Source organism: Vibrio glycogenivorans (genome assembly GCF_051660965.1).
In the GTDB taxonomy this organism is placed as follows: domain Bacteria; phylum Pseudomonadota; class Gammaproteobacteria; order Enterobacterales; family Vibrionaceae; genus Vibrio.
The window spans coordinates 499,871-512,644 of sequence record NZ_JBPVIS010000001.1; the positions used below are offsets into that span (position 1 = coordinate 499,871).

14 protein-coding genes are annotated in these 12,774 nt (G+C 51.7%); 5 read left to right on the top strand and 9 right to left on the bottom strand.

The features are described 5' to 3' along the window. The first annotated feature begins 125 nt into the window (after positions 1 to 125). The 3 genes from bepA to wrbA are packed head-to-tail and all read left to right on the top strand — an operon-like array spanning position 126 to position 2,534. Positions 126 to 1,586, top strand: coding sequence for a beta-barrel assembly-enhancing protease (bepA, locus tag ACSTTG_RS02230; RefSeq protein ID WP_438473908.1), 1,461 nt, complete (start codon positions 126 to 128; stop codon positions 1,584 to 1,586). A gap of 40 nt (positions 1,587 to 1,626) precedes the next feature. Beyond that, on the top strand, positions 1,627 to 1,971 hold the full coding sequence (arsC, locus tag ACSTTG_RS02235) for an arsenate reductase (glutaredoxin) (RefSeq protein ID WP_438473686.1): 345 nt from the start codon (positions 1,627 to 1,629) through the stop codon (positions 1,969 to 1,971). Further along, the gene (wrbA, locus tag ACSTTG_RS02240) at positions 1,971 to 2,534 is read left to right on the top strand and encodes an NAD(P)H:quinone oxidoreductase (RefSeq protein ID WP_438473687.1); all 564 of its coding nucleotides are present in this window, start codon (positions 1,971 to 1,973) and stop codon (positions 2,532 to 2,534) included. Before arsC ends, wrbA begins: the two co-directional genes overlap by 1 nt. Positions 2,535 to 2,544: 10 nt before the next feature. Here wrbA and ACSTTG_RS02245 read toward each other — a convergent pair whose 3' ends face one another. Genes ACSTTG_RS02245 through ACSTTG_RS02255 form a run of 3 tightly spaced genes read right to left on the bottom strand, consistent with a single transcriptional unit; the run spans position 2,545 to position 5,402 of the window. Next, positions 2,545 to 3,444 carry a DMT family transporter gene (locus ACSTTG_RS02245; protein WP_438461273.1) on the bottom strand — a complete coding sequence of 300 codons (900 nt, stop codon included), beginning with the start codon at positions 3,442 to 3,444 and terminating at the stop codon, positions 2,545 to 2,547. Continuing rightward, complete coding sequence (locus ACSTTG_RS02250) at positions 3,428 to 4,186, bottom strand: 2OG-Fe dioxygenase family protein (RefSeq protein ID WP_438473688.1); 759 nt, start codon at positions 4,184 to 4,186, stop codon at positions 3,428 to 3,430. The genes ACSTTG_RS02245 and ACSTTG_RS02250 overlap by 17 nt, the downstream gene beginning before the upstream one ends. A 10-nt stretch (positions 4,187 to 4,196) precedes the next feature. Further along, the gene (locus tag ACSTTG_RS02255) at positions 4,197 to 5,402 is read right to left on the bottom strand and encodes an argininosuccinate synthase-related protein (protein ID WP_438473690.1); all 1,206 of its coding nucleotides are present in this window, start codon (positions 5,400 to 5,402) and stop codon (positions 4,197 to 4,199) included. A 99-nt stretch (positions 5,403 to 5,501) separates the two neighbouring features. On the opposite strand from ACSTTG_RS02255, the gene ACSTTG_RS02260 reads away from it, so the two are divergent. Continuing rightward, positions 5,502 to 6,419, top strand: a complete 918-nt coding sequence (locus ACSTTG_RS02260; RefSeq protein ID WP_438461269.1) for a LysR family transcriptional regulator — start codon at positions 5,502 to 5,504, stop codon at positions 6,417 to 6,419. A gap of 108 nt (positions 6,420 to 6,527) precedes the next feature. Next, entirely contained in the window at positions 6,528 to 6,956 is a 429-nt protein-coding gene (locus ACSTTG_RS02265; protein WP_438461268.1) for a DUF2069 domain-containing protein, read from the top strand. Positions 6,957 to 7,077: 121 nt separating this feature from the next. Here ACSTTG_RS02265 and ACSTTG_RS02270 read toward each other — a convergent pair whose 3' ends face one another. From ACSTTG_RS02270 to ACSTTG_RS02295, 6 genes are all read right to left on the bottom strand, one after another. Then, positions 7,078 to 8,142, bottom strand: a complete 1,065-nt coding sequence (locus ACSTTG_RS02270) for a DUF2066 domain-containing protein (RefSeq protein WP_438461267.1) — start codon at positions 8,140 to 8,142, stop codon at positions 7,078 to 7,080. A gap of 116 nt (positions 8,143 to 8,258) precedes the next feature. Further along, positions 8,259 to 8,735, bottom strand: a complete 477-nt coding sequence (gene ybaK / locus ACSTTG_RS02275; RefSeq protein ID WP_438461266.1) for a Cys-tRNA(Pro) deacylase — start codon at positions 8,733 to 8,735, stop codon at positions 8,259 to 8,261. Between the two features lie 53 nt (positions 8,736 to 8,788). Next, positions 8,789 to 10,450 carry a bifunctional UDP-sugar hydrolase/5'-nucleotidase UshA gene (gene ushA, locus ACSTTG_RS02280; RefSeq protein ID WP_438473691.1) on the bottom strand — a complete coding sequence of 554 codons (1,662 nt, stop codon included), beginning with the start codon at positions 10,448 to 10,450 and terminating at the stop codon, positions 8,789 to 8,791. 208 nt (positions 10,451 to 10,658) lie between these two features. After that, the gene (gene kdsA, locus ACSTTG_RS02285; RefSeq protein WP_438461264.1) at positions 10,659 to 11,510 is read right to left on the bottom strand and encodes a 3-deoxy-8-phosphooctulonate synthase; all 852 of its coding nucleotides are present in this window, start codon (positions 11,508 to 11,510) and stop codon (positions 10,659 to 10,661) included. A gap of 36 nt (positions 11,511 to 11,546) precedes the next feature. Further along, complete coding sequence (locus tag ACSTTG_RS02290) at positions 11,547 to 12,356, bottom strand: SirB1 family protein (protein WP_438461263.1); 810 nt, start codon at positions 12,354 to 12,356, stop codon at positions 11,547 to 11,549. Between the two features lie 29 nt (positions 12,357 to 12,385). Beyond that, entirely contained in the window at positions 12,386 to 12,769 is a 384-nt protein-coding gene (locus ACSTTG_RS02295; RefSeq protein WP_438461262.1) for a SirB2 family protein, read from the bottom strand. Between the last annotated feature and the right edge of the window lie 5 nt (positions 12,770 to 12,774).

A 12,774-nucleotide genomic window follows, 5' to 3' on the forward strand; every position in this document is an offset into this window, starting at 1 on the left:
GAGATTGGCGTACAAAGAAATGTATAGAAATGATACACTCGCTCGGTTGAAACTCGTTGGCATTTGTGTTGTCAATGTAGTAGAAGATCCAAAGGGTATAACCCCGATGTTATGGAGTAACCGCTATCAACACGTTTTTCCGTCCACGCTCGTTGCTCGCACTCACCTTGAGTGCCGCGTTGACTTTTCCAACCAGCGTGAACGCTGACACCATCGAATTGCCAAACATCGGCACTGCGGCCGGAGGCACACTGAGCATCGCACAGGAATCGGTGTACGGTGAGGCCTATATGCGCATGCTGCGAAATAGCTACCCGATCGTCAATGACCCTGTGCTAAATCAATACATAGACAGCCTAGGTCATCGCTTGGTTGCCAACGCCAACGATGTGAAAACTCCGTTTACTTTTTTTATGATTAGTGACCGCAATATCAATGCGTTCGCTTTTTTCGGTGGTTATGTTGCCCTGCATACCGGTCTGTTTCTACATGCAAAAACCGAGAGTGAGCTGGCCTCGGTCGTCGCCCACGAGATAGCGCACGTTACCCAACGCCACCTTGCTCGCTCGATGGAAGACCAAGCTCGCCGCAGCCCGGCCACCATCGCTGCTCTTGCCGGCTCCTTGCTCCTTGCCATCGCCGCGCCTGAGGCCGGTATCGCGGCGATCACGGCCACGGCTGCTGGCAGTATGCAAAGCCAGATTAACTACACTCGGAGCAATGAGAAAGAGGCCGATCGATTCGGCCTCGCCACCATGGCAAAGGCGGGCTTTGAGGCCAACGCGATGCCGAGGTTTTTTAGCCGCCTTGCCGATGAGTACCGCTACGCGAGTAAGCCGCCACCGATGCTGCTCACCCACCCACTGCCAGAAGATCGTGTCACGGATTCACGCGAGCGTGCACAACAATACCCGCCACTGCGTATCATGCCCTCACTTGAGTATCATCTGGCTCGCAGTCGGATAGTGGCACGCTACGCGGGGATTAATAGTGATGCTGCTCTCGACTGGATGGAGCGTACCCAGCGCCGCAGCGATGCTAAGCTCGCTGACGCCTTCGAGTACGGTCGTGCCTTGGTCTATCTTGATAGCAAGAAGCTTGACCAAGCCGAGCCAATTTTGACTAAGTTGCTCTCTGGCGACCCGAACAACCTGTTTTATCTGGATGCGATTTCTGATCTCTACATCGAGAAAGGCGAGCCAAAGGTGGCCATCGATAAGTTACAACGAGCACTCAAGCAAACCCCGCGCAACAACGTGCTGACGATCAACTATGCCAACGTGCTGCTCAAGGACCAGCAATACTCTGACGCTGCGCGAATTTTGCAGCGCTATACCCATGACAACCCTGAAGATGTCAACGGTTGGCACCTATTGTCAGAAGTCAGTGACGCACTGGGCAACCGCGATGAAGAGCTGGCAGCACGAGCAGAAATTCTGGCGCTAAAAGCCAACTGGAATCGTGCCATCCAACTCTACACCCAAGCAGGTCAGATTGCCGAGCTAGGCAGTCTTAAACAGGCGCGCTATGACGCCAGAATCGACCAATTGATGGAGCAGCGCGACCGCTTTCTCAATCTGAGATAGCCATACGCTAGGGCCAACAACAATAACCAAAGGAACCACTATGTCAGTCATCATTTATCACAACCCACGCTGCTCAAAAAGCCGACAAACCCTGACGCTTTTACAGGAGCAAGGCATAGAGCCACAAGTGATCAAATACCTTGAAACCCCGCCAGAGCAAAGTGAATTGCGCCAGTTATTCGCCAAGCTTGGCCTTGATGATGTGCGCGCGATGATGCGCGTCAAAGAGGATATCTACAAGCAACTTGAGCTGAAACTCGCCGACGACGATCAGCTGTTTGCCGCGATGGCCGAGCACCCAAAACTGATTGAGCGTCCAATTGTGGTTAACAATGACCAAGCTCGATTGGGTCGTCCACCAGAGCAAGTACTTGAGATCGTTTAATGGCTAGGATCCTGGTCCTTTATTACAGCCGACACGGTAAGACGCGCTTGCTTGCGCGTCATATCGCTCGTGGTGTCGAGTCCGTTGCCGGATGTGAGGCACTGCTCATGACCGTCAGTGAGCTGGAGAGCACTCGAGAGGCGCAAGATCCGATCGCCAACTTGGCCGACTTAGCCAATTGTGATGGTCTCGCCCTTGGCAGCCCAGTCTGGTTTGGCAATATGGCCGCCCCTCTCAAACACTTTTGGGATCAAACCACCCAGTTGTGGGTCAGTGGTGCGCTCATCGACAAACCCGCTTGTGTGTTTACCTCATCGAGCAGCTTGCATGGTGGACAAGAAACCAACTTACAAAGCATGATGCTGCCCCTGTTTCATCATGGTATGTTGGTTATGGGCATCCCCTATAGCGAGCCCGCGCTGCACACCACCCAATCAGGGGGAACGCCTTATGGCGCTACCGCGGTTGGCGATGAGCATGCGCTCAGCTCACATGAGAGCGAACTGGCACAAAGCTTGGGCGCTCGACTTGCTAAAGCAGCCTACAGGCTCAAAGACGCCTAGCTTGCCAACGTCATCGTTCTTGGCGCAGTGAGGTTGCCACCACACTGACAAGGATCAGGGCAGCGCCGAAGCACTGCACCCAACTCAGACTCTCTTCAAGCCAAAAGATGGCAAATAACGCACCCCACAAGGGTTCGCTACCCATCAACAAGGAAACTCGGGTCGGCGAGGTGCGACGCACGGCGTAGTTTTGCACCGCAAAAGCAAACAAGGTACAAAACACCACTAAGTACAAGGTGATCAGCCAATAAGCACCACTCTTGGGGAGTGTGAGCGAATCACCACTCAATGCCATAACCAACAAGGCGCTGGCTGCCACCGTTGCCGATTGCAAGGCCGTTAAGGTTACCGTGGTGACCTGTTTCCCCTCGGTCAATTGCTTGGTGGATGTCACCATCAAGGCTCGAAGCAGCGCCGCACCGAGGATGAAATAATCACCCAGATTAAACGACCAGCTGCGCTCACTTTGATAAGTGAGCAAGAACACCCCAATCACGCTTAAAAAAGCCAGCAGCACTATCCCCTGCCCCACGGACTTCCGGTTGATCAAGCGCTCTGCTACCGTGGTAAAGATAACGGATAGGCTGATCAAAACAGCCGCATTCGACGCACTGGTATGAAAAACGCCATAAACCTCACAGAAAAAGATCGCCGCAAGTATGCCCCCAGTGGGCAGTGCTGCGAGCCAATCTCGATTGCGACCGCGTCGAAAGTCTCGTACTACTAGCGGCATCAGTAGTAAGCTCGTTAAGCTAAAGCGCACCACGATAAAGCCGAGTACTGATGTATACACTAGGGCTGACTTGGTTAAGCCGTAACTCGAACCCCAGACAATCGCTACAGCTAGCAGCAGTAACTCGGTAAAAGGAAAGCGTATGCCACGGCTTAAGGTATTAACTAGGGTGGACATGGTTGACCTCCCGCTTGGTAAACGCGATAACCAATACATCCCGCACACCAATTGGCGTGCTAGGACGTGCAGGCTCGATCGGACTCACCTCATGCATGGTTTGCGCATCATCGGCAACCAGCAGCTCTAGCGGTCGATTCAAGGTGATGCGCTTAAGCGGCTGACGATTGTTGTCGGTGATCTTGGTGCTCCCTCCTTGAATATGACTGCGACGGATCAACATCGATGCGATATAGGTCACCCCATCACGGTGCAGCCCCTCAGGTGTTGGCTTGCCCGGCATGGTGAAGGTCGACATGATTCGATAAGGGTGCAGTGCAATATGCCAAGCACAATCTTGCCCCTGCGCCTGATCGTAGAGCTTGGCCAACATCAGCAGTACCTGCTCGAGCACGGGTGACGTAACAAACTCATCGGTCAGAGGTTTAAAGTGCCGTTTGACCCCACCATTGAGCGGATTGATATCATCCGACTGCATGTAGGGGGCGTGAGGTAAGAGTGCTAAGTGCTCACTGGTTGCGGCTTTGTGCAGCTGTCCATATCGGCGATAGCGGTAACGCCCGCCATCGGCCATATATTCATCCAGTGCCAACTCTTCCCAGCAGCCGCGAAACAGATTGATATCCCGAGCAGAGACATTCAGCCGCTCAAGCATCGAGTCGCTATCTATCCACTGATAATGTTGCTCTTTGAGCTGCTGGGCATTGTGACTGTCAAAGTCTTGGCGAGAAATGATCTTCATGGCCATACCCCTATGCGACATGCTGCGTGGAAGATGGTGCGAGTGAAGGCTGGCTATCCCGATGGACCGCATTTCGCTCCCACAGATCCCTATCACGCAAATAGCGAGGGTGGCTCGCCACTATCGCACTCGGCAAGCATTGCCCACGGCTAAGCTCAAAGGTGATACTGCCTGTTACCGACTGAGCGGTGCAGGCAACAAAGGCTTGGCTGGCCATTTGTAGGGGCGAGCCAAACCGCCCTTCAACCGCTTCTTGGGTCCAAATATCATTTTGACTTAGCTTGGCTCTGAGCACATCGGTTGGCAGGCAAGCGGTTTCTAATAACTTGTATGCCTGCATCAACACGGTGGCCGCGGGCGCCTCACGGATTTCTAGCACCTTTTCATCGCCAGCAAGATGGTCAAATCCAACATACCGGCCAATCTGGTAACTGCCCACATGACGGTTGAGAAATTCAATCATGCTCAGCAGCGGCTGAGGCTTACCATTAATCGCCGTCGGATAGCCCTTATAAAATGATACGGTCACTTGGTGATTGTCGAGATGGTACTCAGGTCGATAACAAGACCACGCATAGAGCGATTCTGGTACGCGACAGTTCTCAGGGTCATCGAGTAGCCCAGATTCAAACTCGCGACACCACAGGTTAGAGTCACAGCTCACGGTGCGTGATTTGAACCCAACTAGGCCGGCATTAAATAGCGCCTTGGCCTTTTCTTGTCTTGATACAGGTGAGCCCTCATACGGTGAGCCGTAATAACCGCTAAAGCCGCTTCGCTCTATCGCCCCATTTAGACGACGTAGGCTATTTTGTGACTGTGTGGCGGTATGAATGATTGCGTCACAACCCAGTTTGCTCGCGAGTTGTACCGCTTGCTTGACGATCACCGGCCTTGAGAGAGAGGACGACACAGGGTAGTCATTAAGGTATTTCGCCTGATGCCAAATCGCGCCAAGCAGGGCATGTTCGACAAAGTCGCTGCGCGCATCGAGCATCACTAAATCAACGTTATAGTGCTTAGTGATCAGGGTGAGTTGTTGTTTATCAAGCGCATCCCCAAGATCAATCGCCACCGCGGTGACCTTACAGGGAGCATCTTTGAGCACCTCAAGTAAATATGAGCTGTCTAGTCCACCAGAAAAGAGTGTGAGTAAATGCTGACACTGCCCAGCAACTTGGTGAAGTTGGTCGAGATTGTGGATTATTTTTTTCATCGTTTGCCATCCCTTCAATTGATGCATTCTTGACCATATAAGTATTAATACATAACCTCAGAGTAACAATATTGGAAAATTGCAAAGGATAATTGCGCTGTGGACACAAATGAACTTATTCCTCTGCTGCCGGAGATGGCCGTGTTTGTCAAAGTGGTCGAGCTAGAGAGCTTTTCTAAAGCGGCGCATCACCTAGGGGTTGCGCCTTCATCTGTCTCTCGCACCGTGTTGCGCTTGGAAGCGGCCCTGGCGGAAAAGTTACTTGAACGCACCACGCGTAAAATGCGCCTCACCCCAATCGGACAAGAGGTGTTCGTTCTGTGCAAAGATATGCTTGATGCTGCAAAGCTTGCCGTCTACGCTGCCCAATCCGATCGCTCCGAGGTCTCAGGTACGTTACGGGTGGCAGCGCCAAAGGCGCTCTCAAGGCAAGTTCTGATGCCGATTGTGATGGACTTCATTAACGAATATCCCAGAGTGAAACTGCAACTCAAGGTAGCCGATCACTATATCGATCCCATTGGTGATGAGGTGGATATTCTAATTCAAATCACTCACTCCCCAACCGAAGGCCTAATTTCACGCACGCTTGGGCATTGCCAACTACTGATGGTGGCAGCGCAGTCTTACCTGAATGAAAATGGCACCCCAGTCCATCCAGAGCAGCTGGAGGTACACAACTGCATCCGCTTGGGAGAAAATCCGCGTGATTGCCTGTGGGAGTTTAGTAACGGCTGGCAAAAGCACGCGGTGAATGTCAGTGGGTCCTTTGCCTGCAATCACTCTGAGATCCGTCGTGAGTCGGTGCTGCGCGGAGTCGGTATTTCGGTCTTCCCTGAGTTTGCAATCCGGCCCTATATTGAGCGAGGTGAGGTGGTGGCGGTACTCCCTGATTGGCACGTGAGTGGTAACTATCAGGGTGATATCGTTGCCCAGTATGCGCAATCTAAATTTGTTCCAACCCAGATAAAGGCTTTCATTGATTACGTTGAGCAGCGATTGCCGCAGTGTTTTTAATCCGTGTCGCCACAGCTAGCGACTAAAGACGGCATATGTTGGGGTATGTTATGCTGTTACATTCAAGTAACATCTTGTTTTATCATAAGTAGAAAGGCTGATATTGACATGGATAACCTCACCACAACCACACGGCGGGTTCGCTATTTTGCCCTCTGCGCTCACTTGGCTTTACTCATCTGGGTGGTTGTGTGGCAATCGACCCTATCTCCCAACCCACAGATAAGCCCAATCGCCTTAACCTTACTATGGGCGACGCCACTGTTACTACCCTTACCTGGGATGCTGGCTGGTAAGCCCTATACTCACGCCTGGACCAATTTTATCCTGATGCTGTACTTTCTTCACAGTCTGACGATTGTCTATCTCGATGAGGGTGAACGTTGGCTGGCGATTGTCGAGCTTGTCATTGTCTCTGCCGCCTTTATTGCCAATACCCTTTATGCTCGAATGCGAGGCAGAGAGCTTGGGCAAAGATTAAAAAAGATCTCTGAATTAGAGCGGATTGAAAAGCAGAAGTATGGTGCAAAGGAGTGAAGGAAGACGCCATGGAGCAGAAGTAGCTCTCAGGCCCTACTATTTTTAAGGCAATGCAATCAAAGTATAGATTGCAAGGCATAGACACGAGGACTCGGTTGAGTCCTCGCATCACACACAATTAGAGTGCAAAGGTTAACGGCTCAGATTCCAAATCAGGCTCTGGCATTTGCACTGGCACGGCAGGCTGCGGCACTTCAGCAGTGCTGTCCTCGGCCACGATATTCCCAAGTGCCTCTTGCACTGATTGCTCGAATACACCGCGTGAAGAAAGCAGATCGACCTCAAATGTCACCCTATCCGCTTGGACTTGCACCACACTGGCACTCGCCACACTGCTCAATGCCTCTAGACCACGTTCCAGTTTAAACAGCTGTGAGGCCTTGACGACATTCTCAAACGTCACCACCGTTTGGCCAGCGCTTTGTACATTGCTTTGCAACGCGTTATGTTGTGAATAGTAGCTCGCAAGCTGATCAATGATCTGCTCGGCCGCCTCGGTGCTTGAGGCGCTATCACGCTGCGTGTTGCGCAGCCCATCACTCGGCTGTTGTGCATAGTGGTTCCAGCGTGTATTGCGTGCGTCACGACGCACCACCAGCACCCCATCAACCGGATAGCGCTGACTCGACGCCTCAACCGTTGTGGTGAAGTTACCCCAAATATCCGACACCTCGATACTGGTCATGTCTTCAAAGTCACCAAGAGGGAAAGTCAATGGTACACCGCGAACTCGCGCTTGCTGTTTCAGCTCACGCATAAACTCGGTATCCGCGTACTCCCAGCTAATGGCTCGCTGCTCAGGGCTGTCTTCTGCTAACCATACCAAGACGGTCTGGCGTCTTGCAGGCCAGTAAGGGAGCTCTGCCTGAACAAGCAGCTCGCGTATCGCAGGCTCACTGAACACGAGGCGAATGACTTGATCCTCGCCTTGAGAGGCGTAGCTGATCTGTCTTACATAACGCGACGTCTGCCCAAGCGCCTTTTGGATCACTGGGTTACTCGCGGCATCGGCATCACCGGAGGCTCTCACAATAACCTGCTCAAGCCCCTGTGCGCGTGCTTGTTGATCGCCATTGGCTGCCGCCGGGTCAATAACAACCGACGATTGATAAAGATTCACCTGACTCATGGCCAAAACGGGCAAGCTGAGCAGGCTAATAAAAAACAATGCAATTTTACGCATACTGATCCTAATGTTGCTGTCGATATTGCTCTCGCTACGGCCATAAGACCGGTAACTGGCTATGATTTCAGAGCGACTGAGGACGATGATAAGCAAGTCTCTGCCTATCAGCAAGCTTACTCGGCGCTAATTGGCGCAAACTTAGCACTAATTAGCCCAGCGAGCGCTTTAGGACACAGTTGAATATCTAAGCCACGCTTGCCTGCACTGACGCAAATCTGCGCCTGAGGCTGGGCAGATTGCTCGATAACGGTTGGTAAGCGCTTCTTTTGTCCCAGTGGGCTAATTCCACCGACCACGTATCCGGTCACTGACTGCGCGACCGTGGGATCGGCCATCACGGCCTTTTTGGCACCCAATGCTTTGGCCACCAGTTTAAGGCTCAGTTTGCGATCAACGGGAATGATCGCTACCGCTAGGTTTTTCACCTGACCATCCAATGCCACCAGCAAGGTTTTAAACACTTGCTCTGCCGGCAGGCCAAGCACCTCTGCCGCCTCTAGGCCATAGCTCTCGACCCTAGGGTCATGTTCATACTGCAATACCTTGTGTGGTGTAGCGCGCTTTTCAAGTAGTTTGATTGCTGGTGTCATGGTCAACCGCCCATTTGCATCCGAACAAATGGGCACACTCCCTGTGAGTTAAATTAGTGGTAAATGATGCGCTTGCCTGGTGCAAGGCGTTCGACATCAATTGGGCTATTGGTTTCAAGATACTCTTTCAGCACCTCGGCATCAACAAATCCTGTATTCACGTAACCGGAGTGGTCAGTAAGAACTGGGTAACCATCCCCACCCGCTGCGTTAAAGCTCGGCACGGTAAAACGATAGATTCGTTCAGGATCAAGTGGCTCTCCACCAATTTCGACCTGACTCACCTCGCCATTGGCCACCACCATGCTGATACCAGCAAACTGGGCATAGGCACCAGAATCGACCGGTTTGGTTGCGACTTGATTAAGATACGCCCGCACTTCCTCGCCGGACATATCGGTATAGCTAACCATATTGCCAAACGGCTGCACAGTCAGCACATCCTTGTAGGTCACCTCACCGGCTTCTATTGAATCACGCACGCCGCCCGAGTTCATCACACCAAAATCGGCTTTCGCGCGCTGCATATGAGCCAGAGCAATCAAATATCCGAGATTGGTTTGCTCAAAGCGCACTACATTGCGATCGCCAACTAACTTGCCATTAGTGATTGCTATGGTTTCACCTAGTTGCGCCTCACCCACTTGCTGATAAGGCAGCAGAAAAGCCTCCAATTCTGGGTCAGGTGCAATTTCACTGCGCACAAAGACGCGCTGCGACTCGCCATTTAGCTCAACTTTTTGCTTGAGATTGACCGGGATAAGATCATAACTCACCATCGCAAGCTGGCCATTTTCAAACTCAAAGTCCGCGCGCCCTACGTATTTGCCCCACTCATGGGCTTGAACAATGTAAGTGCCATTTTGCACATCCGGCTGACAGGCACCCCCAGGCTTAAAACTGCGCTGATACATATTCGGGCCTTCCATACACACCGGCTCTTGTGAGTGACCACCCACTATCATATCGAGCATCCCCGGCTCTAGAAAACGTGCCAAGGCAACATCACCAGGCGCATTAACGCCGCGATTGCCGTCGGCGTAGTGTCCCATGTGTGTCACGGCAAAAATCAGGTCCGGTTGCTCGGTCTTCTGCAACTCAGCAATCAATGCCTTAGCCTCAACCTTGGGATCACGAAACTCAATCCCGCCGATAAATTCTGGATTCGCTATCTTAGCCGTGTCTTCGGTCGTCAAACCGATCACGGCAATGCGCAGCCCCTGCTTGTCAAACATTTGGTAGGCTTGATACTTGCGCTCACCCGTTTGCTTGTCGTAAATATTGGCCGACAGCACGGGAAAATTGGCCCACTCGATCTGCTTTGCCAACACCTCAAGGGGATTATCAAATTCGTGATTGCCCAGCGCCATCGCATCATAGCCAATCAAGCTCATCCCCTTAAAATCAGGCTCGGCATCCTGCAAGTCTGACTCAGGCACACCGGTATTAATATCCCCACCAGAGAGCAAGAGGACACTCCCCCCTTGCTGCTCAATCTCCGCCCGCAGCTGATCAATCAAGGTTTTCCTCGCCGCCATCCCATACTCGCCGTAGCGATTTGGCCAAAACCGCCCATGATGATCATTGGTGTGCAAAATAGTCAGTCGATAGGTAGTATCCGCTTGCCAAGTCTGAGCCGGCTCACTGCCACAACCCAAAAGCACCACAGCTAAAATACTCAGCAAACCTACTCTTATCAGCGATCGTTTTCTCATCAATTTTCCCTCTGCTTTCCATATATCACTAAATAATAGTCGGAGCACACCTCGACCTGGGAATACATAACCTATCACGCCCACTAAACGCCTCGCTCCTCGAAGGGCAACGCCCGTCCCCGACCCCCGCCCCTAGAGCTTTTTGTGCTTTAAATATAAAACACAAAAAGCGAGCCGAAGCTCGCTTTTTCAATTAATTTATATGCAGTTATCGAATATCGATGTGCTCAAAGCCCTTGATTAGATCATCAAGCGCTTTCATTTGCGCAAGGAAAGGCTCAAGCTTATCCAGTGGCAGTGCCGATGGTCCATCACACATCGCCTGATCTGGATTTGGGTGCGCCTCGATAAATAGACCCGCGATACCGGTCGCCAAGCCCGCTTTTGCCAGCTCTACCGTTTGCTCACGACGACCACCTGAAGCCGCGCCTGACGGATCGCGCATCTGCAGCGAGTGGGTCACGTCAAAGATGATTGGGCTGCCGTTTGACGCCTTCTTCATCACGCCAAAGCCCAGCATATCAACCACGAGGTTATCGTAGCCATGGCAAGCGCCACGCTCACACAGGATCACATTCTCATTGCCACACTCGGCAAACTTCTCAACGATATTCCCCACCTGGCCCGGGCTCATGAATTGCGGTTTTTTCACATTAATCACCGCGCCGGTTTTCGCCATTGCCTCAACCAAATCAGTCTGGCGGGCAAGAAACGCTGGCAGTTGGATCACGTCAACCACATCAGCCACAGGCTGGGCTTGCGCTTCGGTGTGAACATCAGTGATGATCTTTACGCCAAAGGTGTCCTTTAGCTCTTGGAAAATCTTCATCCCTTCTTCAAGACCAGGTCCGCGGTATGAATGCACTGAGCTGCGGTTGGCTTTGTCGAACGATGCTTTGAAAACGTAAGGGATACCTAACTTCTCTGTTACCTTTACGTAGTGTTCACAGATCTGCATCGCAAGGTCACGCGACTCAAGTACGTTCATACCGGCAAACAGCGTAAATGGCTTATCGTTGGCTACTGGAATATCACCAACATGAACTACTTTTTGTTCCATGTTATTTCTCTATTGTAAGCGGCATTAGCACCGCGATTAGTGTAGAACAACTTCCTTGCGACCCATAATATTCACTTGCGTTTTGAGTAACTCAGCCGCAGGGTCTTCAGGACATTGGTCGATAAAATATTGATAATCAGTCAGAGCAATCTGATGACACTCCAACTGTTGGTAAATAAAACCACGGTCACGAATTTCATAGGGGTCATCGGGAACAAAAGTTAACGCGAGATCGGTACAGTGCAGAGCCAGCGTATAGTTTTCCTCACGCAGCAACGCACTTTTCAGCAGTGCTAACCAGCGGCCAATCACCGTCGCATGATCCGTCACCTCAAGATCCTCTGGCTTGATCGCCGCAAGCGGGCCATCATGCCCAACCAACCATGCACGCAGTGTATGGGTCGTGACATACTCACCATTGAATGGGTTGAGGTATTGCGACTCCCCGTCCTGCCAATCGATACGGACGACAAACTGAGTAGGAAACGCAATGCCTTGCATGCGAAACCCCAGCTTGCGACCGATGTACAGCAGAATGGCGCCAAGGCTGACCGGAATGCCACATCGACGCTCGAGTACCTGATCAACAAAACCATTGCTCGAGTGGAAGTAGCTGTCTTGGTCACCCTTAAAACCCCACTCGGAATAAAACAGACGCAGCAAAGACTCGAAACGACTCTGCTCGTGACGCTCATTGACCAGCGTCAACTCCGCTTCTTTAAGCAGCCGGCTAAGTTCCTCATGAGCCCAATGTACCTGGGTGTCTGGATTGATCGCTTGGTTGAGGATCAAAGCTCCCTCGACAAGTTCAATCGCGTCAAAATCTTCGTCAAACAGTTGTTGCATTTTGTTCCTAAAACTACGTTAAGTCTGGCTCAACCCAAAAGCATGGGTACTTTACTCACCGCGACTTTACCCGCCATCGCAAGCCAGCCCAGCGCACCAAAGAAAGCGAATGTTCTTAGCAGGTTGTTGCGCGCCATTTTCAGTGAGAAAAAGCCCAGCGCGATGTAGGCGATCACACAAGTAAATTTCTCGCTCAACCATAAACCGCCCGGAGCCAGTGGCGTAAAGCCGGTCATAAACATCAAAATCAAACCGGTGAGCAAGAGTAAGCTATCGTTCACATGGGGAAAGACGCGAAAAAATTTGGCTTGAGTTAAGCCAGAGTTAGCCATCATCATTGCATAACGCACGGTCAAAAGCGCCGCGCTGAGTGCGATGGTCAACAGATGAAGTTGTTTTATGCCTTCGTACATAATCC

Bases quoted from the DNA above. Each gene is read 5' to 3' on its own strand.
- arsC (WP_438473686.1), top strand. From the start codon at position 1,627: ATGTCAGTCATCATTTATCACAACCCACGCTGCTCAAAAAGCCGACAA.
- wrbA (WP_438473687.1), top strand. From the start codon at position 1,971: ATGGCTAGGATCCTGGTCCTTTATTACAGCCGACACGGTAAGACGCGC.
- ACSTTG_RS02245 (WP_438461273.1), bottom strand. From the start codon at position 3,444: ATGTCCACCCTAGTTAATACCTTAAGCCGTGGCATACGCTTTCCTTTT.
- ACSTTG_RS02250 (WP_438473688.1), bottom strand. From the start codon at position 4,186: ATGAAGATCATTTCTCGCCAAGACTTTGACAGTCACAATGCCCAGCAG.
- ACSTTG_RS02255 (WP_438473690.1), bottom strand. From the start codon at position 5,402: ATGAAAAAAATAATCCACAATCTCGACCAACTTCACCAAGTTGCTGGG.
- ACSTTG_RS02265 (WP_438461268.1), top strand. From the start codon at position 6,528: ATGGATAACCTCACCACAACCACACGGCGGGTTCGCTATTTTGCCCTC.
- ACSTTG_RS02270 (WP_438461267.1), bottom strand. From the start codon at position 8,142: ATGCGTAAAATTGCATTGTTTTTTATTAGCCTGCTCAGCTTGCCCGTT.
- ybaK (WP_438461266.1), bottom strand. From the start codon at position 8,735: ATGACACCAGCAATCAAACTACTTGAAAAGCGCGCTACACCACACAAG.
- ushA (WP_438473691.1), bottom strand. From the start codon at position 10,450: ATGAGAAAACGATCGCTGATAAGAGTAGGTTTGCTGAGTATTTTAGCT.
- kdsA (WP_438461264.1), bottom strand. From the start codon at position 11,510: ATGGAACAAAAAGTAGTTCATGTTGGTGATATTCCAGTAGCCAACGAT.
- ACSTTG_RS02290 (WP_438461263.1), bottom strand. From the start codon at position 12,356: ATGCAACAACTGTTTGACGAAGATTTTGACGCGATTGAACTTGTCGAG.
- ACSTTG_RS02295 (WP_438461262.1), bottom strand. From the start codon at position 12,769: ATGTACGAAGGCATAAAACAACTTCATCTGTTGACCATCGCACTCAGC.